23 protein-coding genes are annotated in these 25121 nt (G+C 41.4%); 8 read left to right on the forward strand and 15 right to left on the reverse strand.

Annotated features, from left to right (window positions below):
- Positions 1-30 precede the first annotated feature (30 nt).
- Both WC743_RS08490 and WC743_RS08495 read right to left on the reverse strand, forming a co-directional pair.
- Positions 31-633, reverse strand: coding sequence for a Crp/Fnr family transcriptional regulator (locus tag WC743_RS08490; RefSeq protein WP_373011486.1), 603 nt, complete (start codon positions 631-633; stop codon positions 31-33).
- Between the two features lie 134 nt (positions 634-767).
- Complete coding sequence (locus WC743_RS08495) at positions 768-2228, reverse strand: pseudouridine synthase (protein ID WP_373011487.1); 1461 nt, start codon at positions 2226-2228, stop codon at positions 768-770.
- A gap of 220 nt (positions 2229-2448) precedes the next feature.
- On the opposite strand from WC743_RS08495, the gene WC743_RS08500 reads away from it, so the two are divergent.
- Positions 2449-3243, forward strand: coding sequence for a lytic transglycosylase domain-containing protein (locus tag WC743_RS08500; protein WP_373011489.1), 795 nt, complete (start codon positions 2449-2451; stop codon positions 3241-3243).
- A 125-nt stretch (positions 3244-3368) separates the two neighbouring features.
- Here the strand turns inward: WC743_RS08500 and WC743_RS08505 are convergent, their stop codons facing one another.
- The gene (locus tag WC743_RS08505) at positions 3369-3833 is read right to left on the reverse strand and encodes a hypothetical protein (RefSeq protein ID WP_373011490.1); all 465 of its coding nucleotides are present in this window, start codon (positions 3831-3833) and stop codon (positions 3369-3371) included.
- Positions 3834-3979: 146 nt separating this feature from the next.
- Here WC743_RS08505 and WC743_RS08510 point away from each other — a divergent pair, with 146 nt between their 5' ends.
- The 5 genes from WC743_RS08510 to WC743_RS08530 all read left to right on the forward strand — a co-directional run bounded on the left by WC743_RS08510 (position 3980) and on the right by WC743_RS08530 (position 9529).
- A complete protein-coding gene (locus tag WC743_RS08510; protein ID WP_373011491.1) occupies positions 3980-4282 on the forward strand; it encodes a hypothetical protein in 303 nt (100 codons plus the stop codon).
- 280 nt (positions 4283-4562) lie between these two features.
- Positions 4563-7409 carry an excinuclease ABC subunit UvrA gene (gene uvrA, locus WC743_RS08515; protein WP_373011493.1) on the forward strand — a complete coding sequence of 949 codons (2847 nt, stop codon included), beginning with the start codon at positions 4563-4565 and terminating at the stop codon, positions 7407-7409.
- A gap of 63 nt (positions 7410-7472) precedes the next feature.
- On the forward strand, positions 7473-7727 hold the full coding sequence (locus WC743_RS08520; protein ID WP_373011494.1) for a type II toxin-antitoxin system Phd/YefM family antitoxin: 255 nt from the start codon (positions 7473-7475) through the stop codon (positions 7725-7727).
- Positions 7724-7978, forward strand: a complete 255-nt coding sequence (locus tag WC743_RS08525) for a Txe/YoeB family addiction module toxin (protein WP_373011495.1) — start codon at positions 7724-7726, stop codon at positions 7976-7978. The genes WC743_RS08520 and WC743_RS08525 overlap by 4 nt, the downstream gene beginning before the upstream one ends.
- A gap of 45 nt (positions 7979-8023) precedes the next feature.
- Positions 8024-9529 carry an NAD(P)H-hydrate dehydratase gene (locus tag WC743_RS08530; RefSeq protein ID WP_373011496.1) on the forward strand — a complete coding sequence of 502 codons (1506 nt, stop codon included), beginning with the start codon at positions 8024-8026 and terminating at the stop codon, positions 9527-9529.
- 214 nt (positions 9530-9743) lie between these two features.
- Here WC743_RS08530 and WC743_RS08535 read toward each other — a convergent pair whose 3' ends face one another.
- Genes WC743_RS08535 through lipA form a run of 3 tightly spaced genes read right to left on the reverse strand, consistent with a single transcriptional unit; the run spans position 9744 to position 12050 of the window.
- Positions 9744-10592: an anti-sigma factor domain-containing protein gene (locus tag WC743_RS08535; RefSeq protein WP_373011497.1), complete on the reverse strand. Its 849-nt coding sequence runs from the start codon at positions 10590-10592 to the stop codon at positions 9744-9746.
- Between the two features lie 2 nt (positions 10593-10594).
- Positions 10595-11146, reverse strand: coding sequence for an RNA polymerase sigma factor (locus WC743_RS08540; RefSeq protein ID WP_373011498.1), 552 nt, complete (start codon positions 11144-11146; stop codon positions 10595-10597).
- A 25-nt stretch (positions 11147-11171) separates the two neighbouring features.
- Positions 11172-12050: a lipoyl synthase gene (lipA, locus tag WC743_RS08545; RefSeq protein ID WP_373011499.1), complete on the reverse strand. Its 879-nt coding sequence runs from the start codon at positions 12048-12050 to the stop codon at positions 11172-11174.
- A gap of 239 nt (positions 12051-12289) precedes the next feature.
- Here lipA and WC743_RS08550 point away from each other — a divergent pair, with 239 nt between their 5' ends.
- The gene (locus WC743_RS08550; protein ID WP_373011500.1) at positions 12290-13423 is read left to right on the forward strand and encodes a lactonase family protein; all 1134 of its coding nucleotides are present in this window, start codon (positions 12290-12292) and stop codon (positions 13421-13423) included.
- 130 nt (positions 13424-13553) lie between these two features.
- On the opposite strand, the gene WC743_RS08555 is transcribed toward WC743_RS08550, so the two are convergent.
- From WC743_RS08555 to WC743_RS08595, 9 genes are all read right to left on the reverse strand, one after another.
- Positions 13554-14039, reverse strand: coding sequence for a hypothetical protein (locus tag WC743_RS08555; RefSeq protein ID WP_373011501.1), 486 nt, complete (start codon positions 14037-14039; stop codon positions 13554-13556).
- 64 nt (positions 14040-14103) lie between these two features.
- Positions 14104-15246, reverse strand: coding sequence for an N-acetyl-alpha-D-glucosaminyl L-malate synthase BshA (gene bshA / locus WC743_RS08560; RefSeq protein ID WP_373011502.1), 1143 nt, complete (start codon positions 15244-15246; stop codon positions 14104-14106).
- Positions 15247-15452: 206 nt separating this feature from the next.
- Entirely contained in the window at positions 15453-15866 is a 414-nt protein-coding gene (locus WC743_RS08565; protein ID WP_373011503.1) for a hypothetical protein, read from the reverse strand.
- 87 nt (positions 15867-15953) lie between these two features.
- Entirely contained in the window at positions 15954-16196 is a 243-nt protein-coding gene (locus WC743_RS08570; protein ID WP_373011504.1) for a hypothetical protein, read from the reverse strand.
- A 112-nt stretch (positions 16197-16308) separates the two neighbouring features.
- On the reverse strand, positions 16309-16995 hold the full coding sequence (locus WC743_RS08575) for an SIMPL domain-containing protein (RefSeq protein ID WP_373011505.1): 687 nt from the start codon (positions 16993-16995) through the stop codon (positions 16309-16311).
- A gap of 583 nt (positions 16996-17578) precedes the next feature.
- The gene (locus WC743_RS08580) at positions 17579-18184 is read right to left on the reverse strand and encodes a lipoprotein signal peptidase (RefSeq protein ID WP_373011506.1); all 606 of its coding nucleotides are present in this window, start codon (positions 18182-18184) and stop codon (positions 17579-17581) included.
- A gap of 3 nt (positions 18185-18187) precedes the next feature.
- Complete coding sequence (locus tag WC743_RS08585) at positions 18188-18565, reverse strand: TraR/DksA C4-type zinc finger protein (protein ID WP_067055645.1); 378 nt, start codon at positions 18563-18565, stop codon at positions 18188-18190.
- Positions 18566-21949, reverse strand: coding sequence for an isoleucine--tRNA ligase (ileS, locus tag WC743_RS08590; RefSeq protein ID WP_373011507.1), 3384 nt, complete (start codon positions 21947-21949; stop codon positions 18566-18568).
- A 407-nt stretch (positions 21950-22356) separates the two neighbouring features.
- Positions 22357-23220: a hypothetical protein gene (locus tag WC743_RS08595; protein ID WP_373011508.1), complete on the reverse strand. Its 864-nt coding sequence runs from the start codon at positions 23218-23220 to the stop codon at positions 22357-22359.
- Positions 23221-23448: 228 nt separating this feature from the next.
- Here WC743_RS08595 and WC743_RS08600 point away from each other — a divergent pair, with 228 nt between their 5' ends.
- Positions 23449-25095: a M28 family metallopeptidase gene (locus WC743_RS08600; protein WP_373011509.1), complete on the forward strand. Its 1647-nt coding sequence runs from the start codon at positions 23449-23451 to the stop codon at positions 25093-25095.
- The last annotated feature ends 26 nt before the right edge of the window (positions 25096-25121 follow it).

The following is a 25121-nucleotide window of genomic DNA, read 5'->3' on the forward strand; positions in this document are numbered from 1 at the left end:
TTAAAGCCTACTATTAACAATCACTCCCGGCTATAACAGCGTTTGTTGCTGCAATACCCGTTTTTTAATGCGTGTTAACGATGGGTTTTTGACACCCAGATAGGAGGATATATGATAAGCCGGCACCCGGTCAATAATATTGGGATGTTCTTTAATCATCTTCAGATAACGCTCTTCGGGAGTGTTAAATAAAAATTCTTCTGTACGCGATTGGGAATAATTAAAAAACAGCTCTGCTATTAACCTTCCAAATTTTTCCCATCCCGTAGGTGTACTGTACAAATATTGCAGGTTCGTATAACTTATAGAGAATATTTCGGCATCTTCCATAGCCTGTATATAATAATAGCAGGGGTATTGCGTAATAAAACTGCGGAATGATACAAGGAACTGGCTTTCTGAGAAAAAGTACATATTCCTTTCATCTTCGGTTTTTGGGTGAATGAAGTAAACTCTAAAAACCCCCTTTACAATCAAGGCAAGATCAGTGCATACAAAGTTTTGCATGTTAAAGAAGTCGCCTTTTTTTATGTGTTTGGTTTGCCAAAAACTTAAGCTTACAGTAATATCTGTTTTACTTAAACCGGCAAAATTTTCAAGTACTCCATTTAAAAACTCTTGCTTTGCATTCATATTAAATATAAGTAACTAAATATACGCAGTAAAACGATAAATATATCAACCAAAAAGGCCCGATAATCGGGCCTTTTCTGTATAAGTTATTCTGAAAATTCTCTAATCCTGAAAATTCTGATTCAGGATGGTTATTAGTGAATTAAATGTTTTAACTGGATCACTTCTTTTTCGTCAAGGTATCTCCACCTGCCGCGTGGCAGGTCTTTCTTGGTTAGGTTAGCATAAACCGAACGGTCAAGCTTTACCACATCATACCCAAGCGATTCAAATATACGGCGTACAATACGGTTCTTTCCGCTATGGATCTGGATCCCAATTTCCTTTTTAGTACCGCCCGTAACGTATGATATACTGTCCGGCTTAATTAAGCCATCTTCCAGTTCTAAACCAAAACCAATTTTATTCAAATCGCCTTGTGTAAGGGCTTTGTTCAGTTCAACAAGGTATAGTTTAACAATGCTGTTGCGTGGGTGCGATAATTTATCGGCCAGGTCACCATCATTGGTCATTAGTATTAAACCGGTTGTGTTGCGGTCTAAACGGCCTACAGGGTATATCCGTTCGCGGCTGGCTTTCTCAACCAGGTGCATAACGGTACGGCGCTCCTGCGGGTCATCAGTAGTAGTTATATAGTCTTTTGGTTTGTTTAATAAAACGTAAACCATTTTCTCGCGCTTTAAAGCCTCGCCGTTGTAACGAACCAGGTCTTTTATCGGGTCAACCTTAAAACCTAATTCATTTACTACTTCGCCGTTAACAGATACCACACCTGCAGCAATCAACTCGTCGGCTTTACGCCTGCTGCATATACCGGCATTGGCAATGTAACGGTTAAGCCTTATCAGGCCATCATCTTTAGGCTTAGCTACCGGGTTTTTACGCCCACGCATAGTGGTTTTTGGCCCATCACTTGTCTTTTCGTCACCTTCGCGTTTTCTGAAACCTGTAGATGTGCTCGGGAAAGTTTTTTCGCCGCTGCGACCACCAAATTTCTTATCACGTGATACATATGGCCTTTTTTCGCCGCCTTCACTGCCAAAGCTTTTCTTTGGCCCATCAGTACCGGCCGGCCTGCGGTTAAAAGGCTTATCGCCTGCAACCGGGTTTTTACGCGGGCCATATGATGCAGGGCCTAAGCTTGGCTTTCTGTAGGTTTCGCCTTCTGACGATGCCGCTCTGCCGCTGTATGGCCTGTCTTTAGGGGTAAAGCTTTTACGCTCGCCTGATGGCGAATCGCCAATGCTGCGTTTAGGCCTGTCATTATCTGCCGGCCTGCCGGTGTATGGCCTGCCTTTAGGTACAAAAGCTTTCTTTTCGCCACCACTAAATGATGATGGTGCACCACCATAGCTTTTCTTTGGTCTGTCGCCATCAGATGCAGGTTTGCCGCCCTCTGGTTTTGAATAACCGGCTGATGATGATCTTTTATCTACCGAGAAAGTTTTTTTATTATCTGTACGGCCGCCCGGGCCAAATGATTTTCCTGCTGATGAGGAAGCTGATCTTTTTGATCTGTCACCCCCGCTTTTTGAGCGGTCTGATGATTGTTTTGGCCTGTCGTCGCGACTACCCGCTGGTCTCTTAAATACCATAAATTTTTGTTTTGCGCTTTCGCAGCGTGAGCCACAAAAGTAGTACAATTTAACCAAAAAAGCAAGTTTTTAATCGGGTTCAAAAACAGTGTTTAAACAACTTTAAACGCCTGTTTTTCAGGGTTAGTGTAACAGCATTGCACACTAAGCATAACGTAAGTATTTGGTATTCTGATTTATATGCTTATCTTTGCGGCACATCATACCAAATGTTTAATTAATGATTAAAAAAGAAATGACTAAAAAACACTTAATTACGTGCTCCGTAATATTGGTGCTGGCAATCATTTCCAGTCTTAACATTTTCAGTACAATACCCGTTATTGCTGAAAAAAAGGCAGCCATTAACAGCTCAAGTTTTCTTTTCACGAAGCCCGCTGAGGCTACAGAAACTGAGTATAGCTTTGCCAACGAAGCCCTACCTGTAAATGACAAAAGGGTTAATTTTAAATTAAAAAAATCTTTAGCAACCCATAGGTTTAAAAACATTCAATCGAACGTTTTACATGCTAAAGCTAATAAGCTGTTCCCTATCATTGAGCCTATCTTAAAATTCTACGGTATTCCTGAAGATTTTAAATTTATCCCATTGGTAGAGTCAGGGTTATGCGAAGGTACATCGCCAAAGGGCGCTAAAGGCATCTGGCAATTTATGCCGGGCACCGCGCGCAGCTATGGTTTAAAGGTAGGACATGGAAAAGACGACCGCATGAACGTGCGTAAATCAACCATTGCAGCCTGCAAGTACATCAAGGAACTGTACGGCGAATTTAACAGCTGGACATTAGCAGCCGCTGCTTATAACAACGGTTCAATAAAGCTGGAGCGTGCTATTAATAAGCAAAACGAGGACAATTATTTCCGCATGAGCCTGAACCGCGAAACCGGTTCATACCTGTACAAAATAGTTGCCATGAAAGAAATTATTAATAACCCCGCAAAATACGGCTATAAAACCTTTTATAGCTATTTACAAAAACCAGAGCCACTGCCTTTACTGGCAATGAGCAATTAAAGTAATTATATATTACGGAGCACTTTAAAAAAGCCGACCCCATTGGGTTGGCTTTTTTTGTGGGGTAGGGTTTTCACCACCCTTGTCATCCTGAGCGAGAGCGAAGGATCAGGGGAACTATTGAATTATAGGATTTTAACTTCCTCTCTAGATATAAGGTACACTACAATACCTAATTTCTCAATTGATGGTTTTATGCTTTTCAGTAAGATTTCATGATTAAAAGGAAAAGCCATTCCAAACTCAACAACATTATTTTCAGGCTTATTCATTAGCATTAAAGTTTTCATTATAGCAACACTAACATGAGTCCAAATTTGATTCCCTGTAAATGGTAAATTAAACCGTTTAGAGGTTTCATTTCCACTTGTCTCACCTTTCACTTCAATATACTGCCTAATCCCTTTTGGGGTTTCCACTACAAGATCGATACCTTTATCTTTAGAGGTAATCTTATTAATAATTTTATAATCTTGATTCTCCAAATAACTTGCTAGCAAGTCTGTTACATTATTCTCGGTGAGCATGGTTGTGATAAATAGGTGGTTAAATGTATCAGTAAAATTCGATAATAATATTCTTGCATACATTTGATTTAGTTTGCTTACCCCCGCCAGCATAACTTCGACCTACAATTCTTAAAGTTTTAAGCCTAACCACGCAAGAAGAATTCTTGCTCTGTTTTAAGTCGATTTGGAAACTTCAACCAGTACGAGAATTTCCCTAAATTGTACTCATGATCTATTACACACAGCTTATTTTTATAAAGCCGGGGCATGAGCAGGAGTTTCATGCTTTTGAAGATGAGGTGTTGCCGCTTTTAAAGGAGCATAACGGTGAACTTGTTTATCGTATCAGGCCTGCCGAAAGCGCGTTTATTGAAAGCAGCCGGGAATTACCTTCTGAGATCCATTTGGTAACCTTTGAAAGCAAGGCAGATTTTGAGGGTTATAAAGTCGACCCGAGGCGCTTGGATTCCATGGAAATGAAAAATAAATCGGTAGAAAAAATAATTTTAATTGAAGGTATAGCATTGTGATGATGCTTAACTCTTGGATTAAGTCAGCTAATTGCAGGAGAGATACCGAAATAAGTTCGGCATGACAGGATTACTATCTTAAAATGTAAACCTTACGCTACGAGTTACCACATCGCTGCACAACCCCATACATACCCTTTAAAATTTTACACAAACAGTATAGTCACATCGGTGCTAACCCTATGAAACACCGCCCCTTTTACGTATATTTGCGAACTTTTTTAGTATTAACGCGGCCACAGCAAACCAAGCTGTATCTGCCTTGTTTTCTGGAGCATATATGAATGAAAAACCGTTAGACCTGGGCGAGCAAAGTGAAGTTGAAGTTTATGGGGCCCGGGTACATAATTTAAAAAATATTGATGTTTCTTTTCCGCGTAATAAGCTGGTTGTTATAACCGGGTTAAGCGGCAGCGGTAAATCGTCACTGGCATTTGATACCATTTATGCCGAGGGACAACGCCGTTATATGGAAACATTTTCGGCTTACTCCCGCCAGTTTATGGGCGGCATGGAACGCCCGGATGTTGACAAAGTATCGGGGCTGAGTCCGGTTATAGCCATTGAGCAAAAAACCACCAGCAAAAACCCGCGGAGTACCGTTGGTACTATTACCGAGATCTACGATTTTATGCGTTTGCTTTTTGCCCGCGCGGGCGATGCCTACTCCTACACCACAGGTGAAAAAATGGAGCGCATGAGCGAAGAACAGATCCTGCGTACCATTTTTGAAAAATTCGACGGGCAACCAGTTAACATATTAGCTCCCGTGGTAAAAGCCCGCAAAGGCCATTACCGCGAGCTGTTTGAGCAGATTCGTAAGCAGGGTTACCTGAAGGTTTATATTGATGGCGCCATTGCCGATGTAGAACCTAAAATGCAGGTAGACCGTTATAAGATCCACGATATTGATATTGTGGTTGATCGCCTGGTGGTAAGCGAAGCAGATAGTAAGCGCTTATACACCTCATTACAGTCGGCGCTTAAAATATCAAAGGGCATTATCCGTATTGCCGATAAGGACAATAACGTAGCTTATTTCAGCAAGTTTTTGATGGACCCGGAATCGGGTATCTCTTATGACGAGCCACAGCCAAATACCTTTTCGTTCAACTCGCCTTATGGCGCCTGCGAAAAGTGTAACGGACTGGGCTATATATTTGAAGTGGACGAAGCATCTGTTGTGCCAAATCCCAAATTAAGCATCCTGAATGGCGGCCTTGCCCCAATTGGTGAGTACCGCGAAACCTGGATCTTCCAGGTATTAAAAGCACTGGCCAAAAAATACGAGTTTTCATTATCAACCCCAATAGAAAAATTAACGCGCGATCAGTTAGATATTATCCTGAATGGTTCGCCGGATATGATCACCGTTGCGGTTGAGTATAATAAGTGGAACGTTCAAAGTTACCAGATCTCGTTTGATGGTATCATCCGGATGCTGGAAGAGCAGCAGGAACGCCGCAATGACGAGGGGATGGACGATATGGAAAACTATCGCGTACTGCGTACTTGTCCGGTTTGTGATGGTGCCCGCCTGAAAAAAGAATCGCTTCACTTTAAGGTGGATGCGAAAAACATTTTCGAGCTGGCCTGTATGGATATCACCACGCTGAGCGACTGGTTTACCAATTTGGAAGACAGACTGAACGAGCGCCAAAATGTTATTGCCAAAGAAATATTGAAGGAGATCCGTGCGCGCATTGGCTTTTTGCTGGATGTAGGCCTGAGCTACTTAACTTTAGATCGAACAGCCAAAACATTATCAGGCGGTGAGGCACAACGTATCAGGCTGGCAACACAAATAGGTTCGCAATTGATGAATGTAATGTACATTTTGGATGAGCCAAGTATAGGCCTTCACCAGCGTGATAACGAACGTTTAATAAACGCCCTAAAAAACCTGCGCGACCTTGGCAACACCGTTTTAGTTGTTGAGCACGATAAAGACATGATACTGGAAGCCGACCACGTAATAGACATGGGCCCCGCAGCAGGAGTACATGGCGGCGAGGTTGTGGCACAAGGCACACCGGCCGAGCTAATGGCCTGCCATACACTCACCACATCATACATAAACGGCGAGCGTGAAATTGCTATCCCAAAACTACGCCGGGAAGGCAATGGTAAAATATTAACCCTTAAAAAAGCGACCGGCCATAACCTGAAAAAGGTATCTGTTGATTTCCCTTTGGGTAAACTGATTGGGGTAACCGGGGTATCGGGCAGTGGTAAATCAAGTTTGATCACCGAGACCTTATATCCTATCCTTAACCATCACTTCTTTAGGGCGAAGAAACACCCACTGCCTTATGAAAAAATTGAAGGGCTGGAGCATATTGATAAGGTAATTGAGATAGACCAAACACCAATTGGGCGTACACCACGCTCAAATCCGGCTACTTATACCGGGGTGTTCTCTGATATCCGTAACCTGTTTGTGGCCTTGCCGGAGTCACGCATCCGGGGTTATAAACCGGGCCGTTTCTCGTTCAACGTAAAAGGCGGCCGTTGCGAAACCTGCCAGGGCGCTGGTCAGAAAGTAATAGAAATGAACTTTTTGCCTGATGTGCAGGTACCATGCGAGGAGTGTGGTGGCCGCAGGTACAACCGCGAAACGCTGGAAGTACGCTATCGTGGTAAATCCATCAGTGACGTGCTTGATATGAGCATTGAAGATGCTACACCATTTTTTGAGCACATCCCGGCCATCTACCGTAAAATAAAAACACTTTTTGATGTTGGTTTGGGCTATATCACATTGGGGCAATCGTCAACCACCCTATCAGGTGGTGAAGCACAGCGTGTTAAGTTGGCAACAGAATTATCCAAAAAAGATACCGGTAACACTTTCTATATATTAGATGAACCAACCACCGGTTTACACTTCGAGGATATTAACGTATTGCTTGGTGTACTATATCAACTGGTTGATAAAGGCAATACCGTGTTAGTAATTGAGCATAACCTGGATGTTATTAAGGTTGTTGACCATGTAATTGACCTCGGCCCCGAAGGTGGCTCGGGTGGCGGTAAAATACTCTTTAGTGGCACACCCGAGGGCTTATGCAAAGTTAAAGAAAGCTTTACCGGTCAGTTTTTAAAGAAAGAGATGCGGATAAAATAAAGCACATGTACAGAAACTTGTACATGTGCTTTATAGTTATTATCTTTATTAAAATTATTCATCATGCAGGTTACCACATATACAAATTTCAGGCAGCAATTAAAATCATACCTGGACAAGGTAAGGAATAACCATACCCCACTTTTTGTTACAAGTGCAAATGGAGAGGATGTTGTGGTACTTTCTAAGTCGGATTATGAAAGTATGGAAGAAACCTTCTATCTGGTAAAAAGCCCAAAAAATGCTTTAAGGTTATTGCAAGGTATTGAAGATTACGAGAAGGGTTTAGGTAAAGAAAGAAGCCTGATCGAAGAATGAAAATAATTTTCCTTGACCAGGCATGGGAAGATTATTTATATTGGCAAAGCACAGATAAAGCCACTTTAAAAAAGATTAACTCTTTAGTAAAAGAAATTGAAAGAATGCCATTTGAAGGTAGCGGTAAACCCGAACCATTGAAGCATACTATTGCGGATTGGTGGTCCAGAAGAATAACTTTAGACCACCGCTTAGTATATAAAATAGATAACGAAGCTGTGATAATATTACAGTGCAGATATCACTATTAATCTTTCTTCCAAAACAAAATACATAAATCCTATCTTTAGGATTATATGCTGCCTTTACTCATAGCCTCACAAATTCGCGAAGCGGATGCTTACACCATAGCTAATGAGCCTATCTCATCTGTTAATTTGATGGAGCGGGCATCAAAAGCCTTTGTGGGTTGGTTTATCAATCACTTTCCTGATAAAAAACAAACCATTGCGGTTTACTGCGGCACGGGTAATAACGGCGGCGATGGGCTGGCTATCGCGCGTATTTTATGCGGGCATGGGTATTGTAATATAGCTGTTAAGATCACCCGCTTTTCTGACAAGGCAAGTGATGACTTTAACGTCAATTTGCAAATATTAAAAGAAACCAAAATTGTTATAAGCGAGATCAAACCCAACAGCAAACCATCAGAAGAAAAGGCAGAGTTAATTATTGATGCCATGTTGGGCAGCGGCTTAAATAAACCCCTTGCAGGCGATTATAAAATATGGGTTGAATACCTGAACAGCCTGCAGAAAATTGTAGTTGCTGTTGATGTACCTACCGGCTTTTATACCGATGGCGAAATAACCAATGATGCTACCATTCTTAAAGCCGACCTGGTAATTACCTTTCAGCAGCCTAAACTGAATTTTTTACTGCCGGATTCTGCGCCATACATTGCCTGCTGGGAAGCCGTAAAAATTGGATTGAGTGAAGATTTTATTAATTCAGTTGATACACCATACTTCTTTATAGAAGAAAAGGACGCGCGCAAACTGATAAAAACCCGCCATAAATTTAGTAATAAGGGCACATACGGGCATGCTTTAATCATAGCCGGCAAGGATGAAACCATGGGAGCGGCATTATTATCTTCTTCCGCATGCGCGCATACAGGAGCCGGACTAACTACCGCATGTATCCCGCGAAGCGGGCTGGTTGCCCTAAACAGTTCCATGCCCGAAGTGATGGCCATTGTTCGTGATGAAAATAAAGCTGCGGATATTGATTGGGATAAGTTTAACACTATAGGCATTGGCCCGGGTTTAGGAAAGGGGCCAGATGCTCTGGAACTACTGAAAGCAATATTTAATAATTATAAAAAACCGGTTGTTATTGATGCCGATGCTTTAAATATATTGGCAGAAAATAAAACTTTGCTTAAAAATATCCCGGAAGGCAGCATTTTAACGCCGCATATGAAAGAATTTGACCGCTTGTTTGGCAGCCATGCTAACTGGGGCCAGCGCCTGCATACAGCCAGGGAAAAGGCCGCCGAATACAACATCAATATTGTGCTTAAAAACGATTATACCATTACCGCTACACCAAATGGGAGGCTCTACTTTAACTCTACCAGCAATGCGGCCATGGCTACCGGTGGCATGGGCGATGTGCTAACGGGTATTATTACCTCTTTATTGGCTCAAAAGTATTCTCCGCAGGATGCCTGTATATTGGGCATATATATTCATGGTAAAGCAGGCGACGAATTGGCCTTGCCAAACCGCATGCATGTTGTGCTACCAACTAAGATCATAGCCCAATTGCCATTAACCATGGCAAAATTAAAGGCATAAAAAAACGGATGCAAGTATCATACATCCGTTTTAATTAACTATTAACTGATCTTATAAAGAACAAAATACTTCAAACTAAGTATATGTATGACGTTCTGCACACATAATAGTTACAATAACAATGTTTTTTTATTTTGGTTTTAACTAACAAAAAAAATTATTAGTTAATAAAATGAATGTATATCAGGTATTTAACGTGCTTTTATTCTGATTATTACTTAGCAACTCCCATAACAACCATTTGCTCAAGCGTTGGGTTAATGCTACCACCCATTGGCTCCAGTGTTACCGCAAAGGCATCGGCAGCGGCCGTTAGTTTCATTTCTTTTACACTTTTTGCAGTATCAGCATTCATATCAAATACGCCCATACTAACAGGCTTACCACCTACAAGTGCCCATAACTGGTACTGATGTTGCTTATCATGTACAGGCAATTTCATGCTATGCATATCTACAACCACCTTTTTAGTAGCAGGGCTCCAGGCCAGTGTCATGGCAGAATGCGGCGCTTTAGCCATACCTTTTAACCTTAAGATCCTGTAAGATGTATCGCGGTACATATCCAGCTGCGTATCCATTACATTTACCTGGTTTGCAATTTTTTCCTTATCCAACTGCATAACGGTAAGTTGGGTGGTTGATTCCTGCAGTTTACTGTATAAATTAACCATACCATAAACGGTCATCAGTAATAAAGTAAGGCAGGCAGCAAAAGCATACTTATAAAATTTGTTTTGCCTTACTTGCAAAGGCAAAACATTATCTGTTTCGTTCTCAAAAACTTCTTCATCAGAATGTTTTCGGGGTTTGGTAAAAGTTCTGTCGTCACCTAAATTAACAAGTAACCCGTTTAAAACTTTACCCCGAACTGCTTCAGTAGGTTCAATAGCATATTCTTCGGCATAAAACTCTAACGACTGCTCGATCTGGTCAATTTCTGCCTTCACAGCAGTGTGCTTAGCAGCCATCTCTTCAACCTGTAACTTTTCTTCCGGAGACAAATCCCCCAAAACGTAAAGTTCCAATATTCCTGATTCGATATATGCCTTAATGTTTTCCACTTTTAATTGAAATGTTTTCTGAGTTGTAGTATGGCCATTCTTAATCGCGTTTTAATAGTTCCAAGTGGTATGCCAAGTTCTTCAGCGGCTTCCACGTGGGTATAACCTTTAAAATAAATCAGATCCAGAATAGTTTTTTGCTCAGGTTTTAGAGTAGCTACTAATTCCTTGATTCCCAATAGCTCGGGTTTATAAACTGTACTCCTTTGCTCGTCTATAAAAGTTACGTTATTTTCAAGCTCCTGGTTTTTGTTTTGATTCTTAAAATCTTTAGATCGTACTTTATCAATAGCCAGATTACGGGCAATATTAAGCATCCAGGTAAACAGGCGGCCTTTTTCGCTGCTATACTGTGAAAAAGAATGCCATATTTTTACAAAAGTTTCCTGTAAAACATCTTCAGCAATGGCTGTGTCAGGTATAATTCCGGAAATAACACCAAATAACGAAGCCGAGTACATATCGTATAATGCTTCAATCGCTACCTTTTCATGATTGCGCAGCGAAAGCACCAACTCTTCCTCAGATAATAATATTTTGCGTTTTCTGGCCAACGTTGGTGAAGATAAAGAGGATTAGTTACATTTCAAATAAATGCTTCTCGGCATGGTATGATGACCGTACCAGCGGCCCGCTTTCAACATATCTGAATCCTTTTTTCAATCCCCATTCTTTATAGCTGGCAAACTGATCTGGATGGATCCAGTCAATTACCGGATGGTGGTTACGGGTTGGCTGCAGGTACTGGCCCAGTGTTAATATATGTACACCGGCTTCCAGCAGGTCATCCATTGCTTCTAAAACATCTTCTTCCCGTTCGCCAAGACCAAGCATAATGCCTGATTTTGTGCGCAAACCGGTTGCCGATGTTCTTTTCAAAGCTTCTAAACTGCGGTCGTATTTAGCTTGTATACGTACTTCGCGGGTTAGGCGGCGTACGGTCTCTAAATTATGTGATACTACTTCAGGGCGGGTTTCAAGCACGCGGTCAAGATTATCCCATATCCCCCTAAAATCGGGCAATAAAGTTTCCAGTGTGGTATCAGGGCTTTCTCTCCGTATGGCATTAATAGTTTCGGCCCATATAGTTGAACCGCCATCTTTCAGGTCATCACGGTCTACCGAGGTAATAACGCAATGTTTTACCTGCATTAGCCTAACTGAGTTAGCTACACGGTTAGGCTCGTCTGTATCAACAGCCAAAGGGCGGCCTGTTGCAACGGCGCAAAAAGAGCATGAGCGGGTACAAATGTTCCCCAATATCATAAAAGTTGCTGTACCGGCTCCCCAGCACTCACCCATATTTGGGCAATTACCGCTTTCACAAATGGTATGCAGCTTATGCTCATCAACCAAACCACGCACGTGGGCGTATTCTTTCCCTACAGGTAGCCTAACTCTAAGCCAATCTGGCTTACGTTGCGGCTGACTCGCTGGCACTACAGGCAAATCGATCATAGATACAAAATTAGTTAAAAATGTTATAAATGTTGTAAGGGTTGAAATGCTTACAGTGTTTTGACCATAAAAGCTTTTGGGTTGTAATTTGAAATGCTGATGGGTTGTATTCTTTATACGAAAGATCAAGGAGAGAAGGATAAAGGAAATTAAGCCTGATATGCCGTAAATTATTAAATTCTGCGAATTCGGGGTTCGTACATATTTGTTAACTTGCGCTGTAAACCAATAATTATATTATGAAAAACTTACTGTTAGCTGCTGTGATGTTTATTCCCGGGCTAATTTTTGCACAGAAAAAAGACATGACACCAAAAACCTTTGATCTTGTTGTGGGAACTTATACCAGCGGTAACAGCAAGGGCATATCTGTATATCGTTTTTATGCCGAAACCGGTAAACTGGCTTATTTGAACCAGATAACCGGCGTTAGTAACCCATCGTATTTATGTGTATCAAGTAATAACAAGTTTGTTTACGCGGTTAATGAGGGCACACAGGGCGAAGTGAGCTCATTTGCTTTTGAACCCAAAACAGGCGCTTTAACTTTTATTAATAAGGTATCAACCCTGGGTGCTGATCCATGTTATGTATCGGTTGATAAAGCACAGAAAAGCCTGTTTGTTGCTAATTACTCGGGTGGTAACATTGCAGTATTGCCTTTAAATGCTGATGGCTCTATAGCACCTGCTGTACAAACTATCCGTGACGCCGGCCATGGCCCTAATAAAGACAGGCAGGAAAAAGCACATGTACATACCGCCGTTTTATCGCCGGATGAGAAGTATGTATTATATACCGATCTGGGAACTGACAAATTAAATATCACCCGGTACAAAGCAAGTAAATCAAACCCTATAACCCCGGCTAACCCTCCTTTTGTAAGCGTTGCACCGGGCGCCGGCCCACGTCATATAGATTTTTCATCAGATAAAAAAACCTTATATCTTATCACCGAGATGGGTAGCAGCGTTATCGCGTTTGATTACAACAATGGCAAGTTAAAGCAAAAACAAACCGTTACTTTATTGCCTGATGGTTTTACGGGAATAACAGGGGCGGCAGATATTCATGTATCGCCTGATGGCAGGTTCTTATATGCATCAAACCGTGGCGACGCTAATGATATTTCAATATTTTCAATAAACCAGGAAACAGGCATGCTAACCTTTGTTGACCGTAAATCATCAAACGGAAAAGGCCCGCGTAATTTTGTTATTGACCCAACAGGAAGCTTCCTACTGGTAGCTAACCAAAACACTGATAGTATAATAACCTTACGGATTGATAAGAACACCGGCAAGTTAACTGATACTTATTATAAAATTGAAATTGGCAACCCTGTTTGCTTAAAATTTGCATCGGCACGGTAGAGCAGAGAGCGTTAAAAGTGTAAAGTTAAAGGTTGAAAGTTCAGATATAACCGTTTATTTACAAATAAGAAAGCCGAATGTCATTAACTGACATTCGGCTTTTTACTTTTAACTTTCTGCTTTAAACTTATTACTGTCCTTTAGTAAAGTTATAAATAATATAACCTGTACCGTTGCCTACAGCAACAGGCGATTGCAACGTCATGCTGGCATCATTAATGCTGGCAATAACTAAACGGTAACCTTCCTGTACATTTTTGGCTTTATCGCCTTCATACAGTTTCTTGAACTGGAACTGTGTACTACCACCCTCGTTATATACCGACCAAAATATGGTTTGTGATGCACCACCTGATAGTGTATAAACACCATTACCACTATTGGTAAGCTTCCACACGCTACCTACAAACGCGTTTGGCGGCGCCTGGTCAAATACATTTTGTACAGCGTTGGGTACAAGGCCATCATAACTAACATTGGTTAAATTCCAGGTACCTACAAATTTACCGCGTGATACAGTTGATGTTGATGAAACTGTATTTTTTGTTGACGAGCAAGCCGAAAAAACAAAGGTAAGGGCTAAAACAGCAAAAATTGTTTGAACTATTTTTTTCATGATTGGGTTATATATTATTTAGCTATAATAACACAAATCAAGCCAAAGTGTTATAAAATAATATTTATATCTGCTCCTGTTTGCTTTTTTTTATCACTTCTTTATAATAGTTCTCATACTGTGGCAGTATGCTCGAAAGCTCAAACTGTTTGGCGCGGGCAAGGGCGTTCTCCTTAAACTGGTTCAGCCGGGCTTCGTCCTCTAAGATATAGATGGATCTTTCGGCCATACCGTCTACATCCTCAACATCTTTTAAGAAACCGGTTACGCCTTCTATATTCAATTCGGGCAAACCGCCTGCATTTGTACTAATTACAGGAACTTTGCAAGCCATAGCCTCTAAAGCTGCCAAACCAAAGCTTTCTGATTGTGACGGCATCAAAAACAAATCAGAAACAGATAGTATCTCTTCTATTGCATCCTGCTTGCCCAAAAAACGCACATGCTCGGCAATACCCAGGTCACGGCTCAATTTTTCGCAGCCAGAGCGCTCGGGGCCATCACCTACCATTAATAGTTTAGAAGGAATTTTTTCCAGCACCTGGGCAAATATCTTTATCACGTCTTCGGTACGTTTAACCTTTCTGAAGTTGGAGGTATGTACCAGTACTTTTTCGCCGTTAGGGGCAATCGCTTTTTTAAAGTGATCTTTTGCCTTTAAATTAAAGCGGGTTAAGTCAATAAAGTTGGGGATTACTTTAATATCCTTTTCTATCTTAAAATATTTATAGGTGTCTTGTTTTAAATGTTCAGATACTGCGGTTACACCGTCAGATTTATTGATGGAGAACGTTACTACCGGTTTGTAGGTCCTGTCCTGCCCTACCAGGGTAATATCAGTACCATGCAAAGTAGTTATTACCGGGATGCTGATACCATAGGTCAATAATATCTGCTTGGCCATAAATGCTGCCGAAGCATGCGGGATAGCGTAATGCACGTGCAGTACATCCAGTTTTTCGAAACGTACAACATCAACCAGCCTGCTTGCCAGCGCAAGCTCATAGGGCGGGTAATCAAATAATGGATAGTTTGAAACAGCTACCTCATGATAAAAAAGGTTCTCAGAAAAAAAATCGAGCCGGGCAGGCTGATTATAAGTAACAAAATGAACCTGGTGGCCACGATCTGCAAGAGCTTTACCTAATTCTGTGGCAACAACCCCGCTTCCGCCAAAGGTGGGATAACAAACTATTCCTATTTTCATTTTAATTTGATACGCTTTTAAACCATTACCGGTGTTAATTAATTGAACACCTGTAAAAGCATGCAAGTTTAACAGCAATTTATTGTAAAAGTGTTACCACTATGTAAAATGATTGTTGAAGTATGTTAGACTGATAAACGCTAAAGAGCTGAAAGATATTTAACTAATGAACCAACAAAAGCGCGGCGTAATAATGTATACCGAAGTTAATTGGCAATTCCCGCTACCAATCTAATTATTGAAGCATCAAGCATATTGTTTATAGCATTTAATGTTGTGCTGCTTTTAGAGGTTTTTTGCAAATCGTGACTATATATAATATGGTCAACCCCTAAAACTTTCAGCAGGCTATCTGCAGTAATACTTTCAACCTTTTTGTAAAGACATATTTTAATATTCCTGTAAAAAGCGTTGGTTTGCAGCCGGCGCAAAGTTTTCTCCAGGTCATCACCCATGTGTGCATGATCAAAAAAAATCACATCGGGTTTTAGTGCATGAATATTAGGAAAGATAGTTGTTGTAGCAGATACATGTTTTACATTGTCATATCCGGCCAATATCAGGTCGGGGAAAAATTTTGGTGCTATCAAAAGCACCTTCTTGGATCTGCTACGTATCATGCTTAAACGAATTGGGGAACGTAAAAATAAAAAGTATATTTTATTATATCAAGCCCTTTTTCAAGCAAAATCACATTTATTTACCTGTTAATGAATAGGTTTGGCCTTAACGCTATCGCTGGCACCACGGCCGGTCGGGTCGGCATTACCTTTATAAGTTGTATCCTTTTTTGCGGAGTCGCTTTTCATAGTTTCAGCATCCTTCCCTGTCCCCGCCTTTGCGCTGGTATCTGCGGTGCCGCCAAGCGTTGCATTGCTTCTGTTGCTATCGCAGGCTGCAAACGACCCGCTTATTAATGCTATTACTGCAAAATATTTCAAACCCTTCATAGCTGTATGATTTTTGTAGTTTAATATTAACAGGGCGGTAATTTAAATGTTTGTATAAAACAAAAACGGCAAGCTTATTAAGCTTGCCGTTCAATTTATTTTTCTGTTTAAATTACTTTATCTCAAAGATGGCCTGGATCTGAAAGCTCAGTTTTATCTTTTTAAAATCGATGTCAGATTCCGGCGCTATATCGGCATTCGCAGCCTTAGCCATGTACATTACGTTTCTTGGTGATGGGAAACTACTGTTATCATTCTCAACAATGTTTATTACACCACCCAGCTTATCACCTAAACCATTCACTAAAAATGTGGCTTTTTCCCTTGCTGCTAGTAAAGCTTTTAATTTAAGCTCATTCTTCAACGAGTTAAGCTTCGAATAATCATAACTATCAATATTGGTAGACTGGATGCCTTTAGCATCAACCTTACTCAAGATCTGATCAAACTTGTTCAGATCGCGAAACTTTATACCATACTGTTTGCTCGCCAAAAAATCAGGGTTTTTCTTTTTTTCGGTAACGTAGTTCCATGACGACAAATTGTTCACTGTAAAATCTTCTTTAGCTATACCTGCTTCGGCAACCGCTTTTTCCAGCTGCTTTTCTAACTGGCTGATAGTAACCTTATTCTTACCATTTAAATATTCTTTTAATGAGATGGTAACATTTATAATATCGGGGGTAACTTCCTGCTCGGCTATGCCGGTAACTTCAATTTTGCGGCGCAGATCAGCGGTTTGTGCAAATGCGCCAAAGGTTGATGCAAGTAACGCGGCTATAACGAATAATTTTTTCATAAGTATTTAATATATGCTGTATAGATATAATTACGTGCCGATAGTTTAATTTGAAACAATTGTAGCAGATAAATTTATAACCCCTAAACGCAATAGGTGTTTTAATAAGTTGATAATAAGTACCAAAGCTATGTTATAACAGTTTAATATTTTTTAATAAATATTGGATTGCCCGCCTAAAGTCAATCCGAAGTGGTTTTTAATTCCCTCCCTTGGGAGGGGTGCGGCGGATTGCGCGGTGGCAGGGAGGGGTTTGGTAGGTGTCGGTAAAATGGTATTGCTAACAAAATTCCCCTCTTGAGAGGGGGAGCGTTGATAGTGCGGCTGCAGGGGTGTGTTATTCGCATGCAAAGGACACACCCCTCCACCCCTCTCAAGAGGGGAATCGCACAACCTGTCGCTTCTTTTTAGCCTGCCTAACCTGTGGCAAGTTTGGCAAACTACCCTGGGATAGTGTTCAACCCCGCCCTGCCCTCCCGGGGGAGGGAATCAGCATTGTACTTACGTTACACTCCGTGGTGTAACACCACAAAAAAAGCCCCGAACAGGTCGGGGCTTTAATATATTCTTAAGAAATGAGGTTTTACTCCTCTACCATTTCATTATTTGGGTTGCTTTCCTCTACTACTTCATGTTTAAAGTAGTGCTTTTGGTTAAGCAATATCATAATTACACCTACTGATATGGCGGAATCGGCCAGGTTAAACACCGGGCGGAAAAAGATATATTCTTCGCCACCCCATATAGGCATCCATGCCGGGAAATGACCCGATAATAACGGGAAGTAAAACATATCTACCACACGGCCGTGAAACAGCGGCGCGTAGTTATATATAACACCGTAAAAAGCCGAATCAATAATATTCCCTACCGCACCTGCAAGTATTAAAGCAACCATCATAGTTAAACCACGATGATACTTATGCTTTATTAAATGCACCAAACCATACCCAATACCGCAAACAGCAACAATACGGAAAAGCGTTAGAACCAGCTTGCCTAAATCGCCACCCAGTTCCATGCCAAAGGCCATGCCGTTGTTTTCGGTATAATGTAACATGCCCCGGTTGCCCAGCAGGCGAATTTCTTCGCCCAGTTGCATGTGTGTTTTTACCCAGATCTTAATAACCTGGTCAAGTAGAATAATAAATGCAGCAGTTAAAAAAGGTTTTGTATAAGCCGCCTTCATTTATTATTGCTTTAATTTAGCTTCCATTGTTAAGGTTGTATGCGGTACGGCACGTAAACGCTCTTTAGGTATCAATTTACCGGTTTCGCGGCAAATACCATAAGTTTTGTTCTCAATGCGCACTAATGCAGCTTCCAGTTGCTCAATAAACTTTTTCTGACGGGCAGCCAGTTGGTTTATTTGTTCTTTCTCCAACGTCGCAGATCCATCTTCCAATGTTTTGTAAGTACCGGCAGTATCATCAGTTCCGTTTGCATTTGGTGAACTTAATGAGGTAGCCAAAGCGTTCAGCTCTTCTTTTGAGCTGCGCAGTTTTTCTAATAATAGGTCTTTAAATTCTTTTAATTCTGAATCAGAATACCTTGTTTTTTCGTTTTCCATTTAACTTTTACTTATAGCAATCAAAATTTCATTTTCATCAATAACAGCTTTCTCGCCTTCATTTAACTGATTATCAAGCACTATGCTATCAGCCAAAATTTCGGCGCAAATATAGGATAAATTATTTTTCACCGCTTCGCTGATAAACGGCGCATTTGTAACACTTACATTTATCCTGTCGGTTACTTCAAATTCTTTTGCTTTACGCAAATTCTGTATACGGTTTATCAATTCGCGGGATAGTCCTTCCTGTTTTAATTCGTTGGTTAGGGTAACATCTAAAGCCACAGTTAGTTTTCCTAAATTTGCAACTTGCCATCCCGGAACATCTTCGGCAATAATTTCAACATCGGCTGTCAAAATTGTATACCCCATTGCGGGTAATAATATACTGCCATTTGCATCCAGTTCGGCAATATCATCCTGTGTAAAATTGTTTATAGCTTCGGCCACCGCCTTCATATCCTTACCTACTTTTGCACCCAGGGCTTTAAAGTTTGGCTTTATTTTCTTTTTGACAAAACCGGCGGTATCGGTTATATATTCAATGTCTTTAATGTTTGTTTCAGATAGGATCAGCTCTTTAACTTTTTCTACCTGTGCCTTAAATTTCTTATCAAGTATTGGCAACAATATTTTGCTTAATGGCTGCCTAACGTTAATAGCTACTTTTTTACGCAATGATAGTACCAGCGATGAGATATCCTGCGCCATTTGCATACGCTCTTCAAGAGCGGTATCTACCAGGTCGTTGTGATACTCCGGATAATAAGCCAGGTGTACCGATTCAAATTCCTCTTTACCGGTAACACTGTTTAAATCGGTATATAAACGCTCTGCAAAGAATGGCGCAATAGGCGACATTAATTTGCTGATGGTGATCAAACAAGTATAAAGCGTTTGGTAAGCCGATAGTTTATCATCTGAGTTATCAGACCTCCAGAAACGGCGGCGACTTAACCTGATATACCAGTTGCTAAAATGCGCGTCAACAAACTCCTGTATGGCACGGGCAGCTTTGGTAGGCTCAAAATCAGCATAAAAAGCATCTACCTCTTTACTCAGCGTGTTTAATAACGATATTATCCAACGGTCAAGCTCAGGGCGTTCATTAAGGGCTATCTCTGCTTCTTTGTATTTAAACTTATCAATATTGGCATACAGCACAAAGAAAGAGTACGTATTGTACAGCGTACCAAAGAACTTACGACGAACCTCGTCTAATCCTTCAATATTAAATTTAAGGTTATCCCAGGGAGCTGCATTGCTTATCATGTACCAGCGGGCAGCATCAGCACCAAACTGGTTAATGGTTTCAAACGGATCAATACCATTGCCTAAACGTTTAGACATTTTATTACCGTTCTTATCCAGCACAAGTCCGTTTGATACCACGTTCCTAAACGCCACGCCCTCGTTACCTACCAATTGGTTCACCGCCTTTACCTCGTCGCTGGCTTCGCTCAGCATCACCGCAATGGCATGCAGGGTAAAGAACCAGCCGCGGGTTTGGTCAACACCTTCGGCAATAAAATCTGCAGGGTATGAATTCTGGAATTCTTCTTTATTTTCAAAAGGGAAATGCCATTGCGCATATGGCATAGCACCGCTATCAAACCAAACGTCTATCAGATCGGGTTCGCGGAACATTTTATTACCTGCTGCAGATGTTAATATTACATCATCCACATAAGGGCGGTGCATATCTTCCAGCTTAAAGCCTTCGGGCATAAAACCTGCGGCTATTGATTTTTCAATCTCGGCATTCAGTTCAGCTATTGAGCCAATACATTTCTCTTCAATACCATCCTCCTCGCGCCAGATAGGCAAAGGCGTACCCCAGTAGCGTGAACGCGAAAGGTTCCAGTCTACCAGGTTTTCCAGCCAGTTCCCAAAACGGCCGGTACCTGTCGATTCCGGTTTCCAGTTGATGGTTTTATTTAGCGCAACCAGCTTATCCTTTACCGCGGTGGTACGGATAAACCAGCTATCCAACGGATAGTATAGTATCGGCTCATCGCTTCTCCAGGAGTGCGGGTAACTGTGCTCGTATTTTTTAACGTCGAATGCCTTGTTCTCTGTTTTTAATTTAATAGAGATAAGCACATCAGTAGGTTTAAAACCTGCTTCCGCGCGTTCGGCATCGCTATAATATTCTTCTTTAACGTAACGGCCTGCAAAATCGGTAACCTCATCAACAAAACGGCCCTGTTTGTTCACCAACGGAACTTCTTTGCCTGCCTCGTCCAGTACCATTACCGATGGCACGTTATTTTCCTTACATGCTCTAAAGTCATCCGCACCAAAAACAGATGCAGTATGTACTATACCTGTACCATCATCTGTAGTCACAAAGTCTGCCGGGATAACACGGAAAGCGTTCTTTTCCAGATCGGCATTGGTTACGTAAGGCATTAGCTGCTCGTAGTGCAAGCCTAAAAGCTCGGTACCTTTGTATGTTCCTTTACGTTCCCATGGGATGATCTTATCACCACCTTTGTAATCTTCAAAAGAAGCGTTCTCACCCTCGGCTTTAAAGAATTTACCAACCAGGTCCTGTGCTAATATTACAGTAACCGGTTCATAGGTATAAGGGTTAAAGCTGCTGATTTTAGCATAGCTTATCTTTTCGCCCACTGCTAACGCGCAGTTTGCCGGCAAGGTCCACGGGGTGGTTGTCCATGCTAATATATACAGCGGAGAGTTAATGTTTTCGAATAAAAATTCAGAATCATTATCCCGTTTAACTTTAAACTGGGCGGTTATGGTAGTATCCTTAACCATTTTGTAAGTGCCCGGCTGGTTCAGCTCATGCGAGCTTAGGCCTGTACCTGATTTTGGCGAATAAGGCTGTACGGTATAACCCTTGTACAAAAGGTCTTTATTATAAAATTCCTTCAGTATCCACCAAAGGCTCTCAATATATTCGTTTTCGTAGGTAACGTACGGGTTTTCAAGGTCAACCCAGTAGCCCATTTTTTCGGTAAGATCATTCCAAACATCAGTATAACGCATTACCTCCTTGCGGCAGGCGTCGTTATATTCTTTAACAGAGATCTTTTTACCAATATCGTCTTTAGTGATGCCTAAAGATTTTTCAACAGCCAGCTCAATAGGCAGGCCATGGGTATCCCAGCCGCCTTTACGTTTAACCTGGAAACCTTTTAGTGTTTTGTAACGGCAAAAAATATCTTTAATAGACCGGCCCATAACATGGTGAATACCCGGCATACCATTAGCGCTCGGCGGACCTTCGTAAAATGTATACGGTTTGGTTGCCGGCCGGCTGCTGATACTTTTTTCAAATATGCTGTTCTGCTTCCAGAAATCCAGCACTTCCTTGCCTGTTTGCGACAGATTTAACTGTTTATATTCCTTGTACATCAATATGTTCGCCTCGATTTTTAGAGGTTGCAAAAATACGGAATTTTATATTAAAAATGCAGTGGTTATGTGAATATGACGGTGGGTTAATTGTTAGTTAACCACAAAGGGCACAAAGAGAAAACACAAAGATCACGGAGATTTATATTGATGGTAATTTAGAAACGCTTTGTGGTTAATTTTTAAACCACAGAGAACACAAAAAGGGAGAAACCACAAAGATCACGGAGATTTATATTGATGCTAATTAGAAACACTTTGTGCCCTTTGTGATTAAACTCTTTATAAATACTTTGTATTCTTTGTGGTTAAATTTATCACTGCAAAGACACCTAATATAATGCCAAAACCCTCTTCCCGTTAACGGGAAGAGGGTTTACCAGCACAGATTCGCTTAATGTGCAGCCCTATTGGGTAAGCGGTGCTGTAGTGCTATTAATTATTTTCCATATGGCAAGGCCCGGCGTAGGGAAACTTACACCTTTTGTGTTGCCACGCAACCTGGCATCTTTACCAAAATGATACAAAGGGCGCCCTTTGTAAACCAACTGGGTAGTACCAAAAACCGTTATCAGCTCAAACTGTGTTTTATCAAGGATAGAGGGGATACTGGCAATAGCCTTAACACTGTCTATAGGCCAATTACCGTCATGAGCCGGATCGTTTGTTGAGAATTTATTTGTTTTATAAGTATCGCGGGTAAACAGGTACAAGGTACGGCCTCCCGGGTCGGTAATGTACCGGGAAATTTCTGTACCAGCTGTACCGTTGCTTTTGTATTGCGCCCCATCCTCTCCTACTAATTGTTTATGGCCCATCATAACTGTATAGTCGGTTTTACCTATAAACCAGGTGCTATCCACCCCATCGCCATTGGTATCGCCTGCGCTCGCGTCATTTTTAAAGTAGTATAAAGGCCATCCCCTAAAAGTATTTTGCTTTAAACCGTCGGCCCTGGTTATTACACCAAAATCCGCTGCATTGGCTCCGGCTCCAATGGTAAGGTTATCCTTGTAAAATATAGGCCAAAACGTTAGGCATTGGCCGTTGCATGCCGAAGTACCATCTACATCATCTGCAAAAAAGTAAAGCGATTGCCCTAAGTTGTCCGTTATAATAGTACCAAACTTGGTATTGTTGGTAAGCTGTACACCCGTTACAACGGGATCAGGCATAGGTGCATCATTTTTATTTTTTTTACATGATACATTTAAAAATGTAAACGCAATGATAACTACTGTTAGTAGAAAGGGTATTCTTTTTGTTTTCATAGGGCTAAGTATTTAAATTCGGTTTATATAAATACTACTTGTGAATCTCCTGATAGGTTGCCTAAGTAGAAATAATTATATTATATATTAAAATAGCTCACCCAACGATTAAAGCATGCCACATTTCAATTAAGTTTAATTGAGGCAAGGCAACAAGCACCAGCACAAATAAGTTACACTCAAATATTCCCCACCTTTTATATATTTGGTACACAAAACCCTCACACCATGAAATTAAACGCCCCTGGCATTTTAGCTTTTGCAGGTATAGCTGCTTTTTTATCCGGTTGTGCCGGTAACTCTAAAAAGGAAACCGCTACAGATACAGCTTTGGCTGCAGATATTAAACAACATATTGCTGTATTGGCAAATGATTCGCTGTTGGGCCGCAAACCGTTTAGCGTTGGCGAAGAGAAAACCATTGCCTACATAGCCGCGCAGTTTAAAAAGATGGGATTAGAGCCGGGCAACAATGGCAGCTATTATCAGGATGTGCCGATGGTAGAGATAAAGCTTGCCAATGTGCCAACCATGCAGATCAGCGGTAAAACCAGCCTGAAAATGGAAGCCGGGGTTAATTTTGTGGCAGCCACCCGCCGCGAGGTACCTACTGTTGAGTTAAAAAATTCACCGCTTGTTTTTGCGGGATACGGTATTGTTGCACCCGAATATAAATGGAACGATTATGCCAACCTTGATGTTAAAGGCAAAACGGTTGTTGTACTGGTAAATGATCCGGGTTTCCGGGCGCCCGAAAAATTCTTCAAGGGCGATACCATGACCTACTATGGCCGGTGGACCTACAAGTACGAAGAAGCTGCCCGCCAGGGTGCCGCAGGTGTGATCATAGTACACCAAACCGAACCGGCAAGCTACGGCTGGCAGGTGATACAGAACAGTTTCACAGGTTCAAAATTATATTTACAACAGGCCGATAAGCACATGAACCGCTGCCAGTTTGAAGGCTGGATAAATGAAGAAACAGCTAAAAAATTACTGGCCGATGCCGGTGTAACTGAGGATATGCGTGCCTATGCCCGCAAAAAAGATTTTAAGGCCGTTCCGTTGAATAGTACTGTATCGGTTTCTATTAAAAACAGCCTGAAATATTCAACATCACATAATGTGATAGCTACATTAAAGGGCAGTACCACTCCTAATGAATACATACTTTATAGCGCTCACTGGGACCACTTTGGTATTAACAAGCCAGTTGCCGGTGATAGTATTTACAACGGCGCGGTTGACAATGCCAGCGGTGTCGCTTCTATATTAAGTATTGCAAAACTGTTTACCCAGCAAAAAGAGAAACCAAAACGCTCCATTGTTTTCTTAAGCGTTACCGCCGAAGAACAGGGTTTATTAGGATCTGAATATTATGGCACCCACCCGGTTTATCCGCTTAATAAAACTGTAGCAGATTTAAACATGGATGCTTTATCTGACTTTGGCGAAACCAGCGATTTTTCTATCACCGGCAAGGGTCAGAATGATTTGGACGACTATATAGTTGAACTAACCAAACCAAACGGATGGACGGTTGTGGGCGATACCAAACCAAGCTCGGGCAGTTACTACCGATCAGATCATTTTAATTTTGCCAAGGTAGGCGTACCGGCGCTCGACCTGCACAATGGCGCCAATGCTATAGGGCATGACGAAGCCTGGGGCAAAGCCAAACTAAAAGAATATAACGAGAAACATTACCACCAACCGTCAGACAGCTATAGCGATACCATGAACACTTTAGGCATGGCCCAAACCACCGAGCTGATGTTTAAGCTCGGCTACAAGCTGAGCAACGAAACCACCTTCCCCGGCTGGAAACCAGGATCGGAGTTTAAGGCGATAAGGGATAAGGATATGGGGAAATAAGACAACTTATTTCTGTTAATTTGCAC

The organism is Mucilaginibacter sp. (genome assembly GCF_041660805.1).
GTDB lineage: Bacteria > Bacteroidota > Bacteroidia > Sphingobacteriales > Sphingobacteriaceae > Mucilaginibacter.

Bases quoted from the DNA above. Each gene is read 5' to 3' on its own strand.
- WC743_RS08490 (WP_373011486.1), bottom strand. From the start codon at position 633: ATGAATGCAAAGCAAGAGTTTTTAAATGGAGTACTTGAAAATTTTGCC.
- WC743_RS08495 (WP_373011487.1), bottom strand. From the start codon at position 2,228: ATGGTATTTAAGAGACCAGCGGGTAGTCGCGACGACAGGCCAAAACAA.
- WC743_RS08500 (WP_373011489.1), top strand. From the start codon at position 2,449: ATGATTAAAAAAGAAATGACTAAAAAACACTTAATTACGTGCTCCGTA.
- WC743_RS08505 (WP_373011490.1), bottom strand. From the start codon at position 3,833: ATGTATGCAAGAATATTATTATCGAATTTTACTGATACATTTAACCAC.
- WC743_RS08510 (WP_373011491.1), top strand. From the start codon at position 3,980: ATGATCTATTACACACAGCTTATTTTTATAAAGCCGGGGCATGAGCAG.
- uvrA (WP_373011493.1), top strand. From the start codon at position 4,563: ATGAATGAAAAACCGTTAGACCTGGGCGAGCAAAGTGAAGTTGAAGTT.
- WC743_RS08520 (WP_373011494.1), top strand. From the start codon at position 7,473: ATGCAGGTTACCACATATACAAATTTCAGGCAGCAATTAAAATCATAC.
- WC743_RS08525 (WP_373011495.1), top strand. From the start codon at position 7,724: ATGAAAATAATTTTCCTTGACCAGGCATGGGAAGATTATTTATATTGG.
- WC743_RS08530 (WP_373011496.1), top strand. From the start codon at position 8,024: ATGCTGCCTTTACTCATAGCCTCACAAATTCGCGAAGCGGATGCTTAC.
- lipA (WP_373011499.1), bottom strand. From the start codon at position 12,050: ATGATCGATTTGCCTGTAGTGCCAGCGAGTCAGCCGCAACGTAAGCCA.
- WC743_RS08550 (WP_373011500.1), top strand. From the start codon at position 12,290: ATGAAAAACTTACTGTTAGCTGCTGTGATGTTTATTCCCGGGCTAATT.
- WC743_RS08555 (WP_373011501.1), bottom strand. From the start codon at position 14,039: ATGAAAAAAATAGTTCAAACAATTTTTGCTGTTTTAGCCCTTACCTTT.
- bshA (WP_373011502.1), bottom strand. From the start codon at position 15,246: ATGAAAATAGGAATAGTTTGTTATCCCACCTTTGGCGGAAGCGGGGTT.
- WC743_RS08565 (WP_373011503.1), bottom strand. From the start codon at position 15,866: ATGATACGTAGCAGATCCAAGAAGGTGCTTTTGATAGCACCAAAATTT.
- WC743_RS08570 (WP_373011504.1), bottom strand. From the start codon at position 16,196: ATGAAGGGTTTGAAATATTTTGCAGTAATAGCATTAATAAGCGGGTCG.
- WC743_RS08575 (WP_373011505.1), bottom strand. From the start codon at position 16,995: ATGAAAAAATTATTCGTTATAGCCGCGTTACTTGCATCAACCTTTGGC.
- WC743_RS08580 (WP_373011506.1), bottom strand. From the start codon at position 18,184: ATGAAGGCGGCTTATACAAAACCTTTTTTAACTGCTGCATTTATTATT.
- WC743_RS08585 (WP_067055645.1), bottom strand. From the start codon at position 18,565: ATGGAAAACGAAAAAACAAGGTATTCTGATTCAGAATTAAAAGAATTT.
- ileS (WP_373011507.1), bottom strand. From the start codon at position 21,949: ATGTACAAGGAATATAAACAGTTAAATCTGTCGCAAACAGGCAAGGAA.
- WC743_RS08595 (WP_373011508.1), bottom strand. From the start codon at position 23,220: ATGAAAACAAAAAGAATACCCTTTCTACTAACAGTAGTTATCATTGCG.
- WC743_RS08600 (WP_373011509.1), top strand. From the start codon at position 23,449: ATGAAATTAAACGCCCCTGGCATTTTAGCTTTTGCAGGTATAGCTGCT.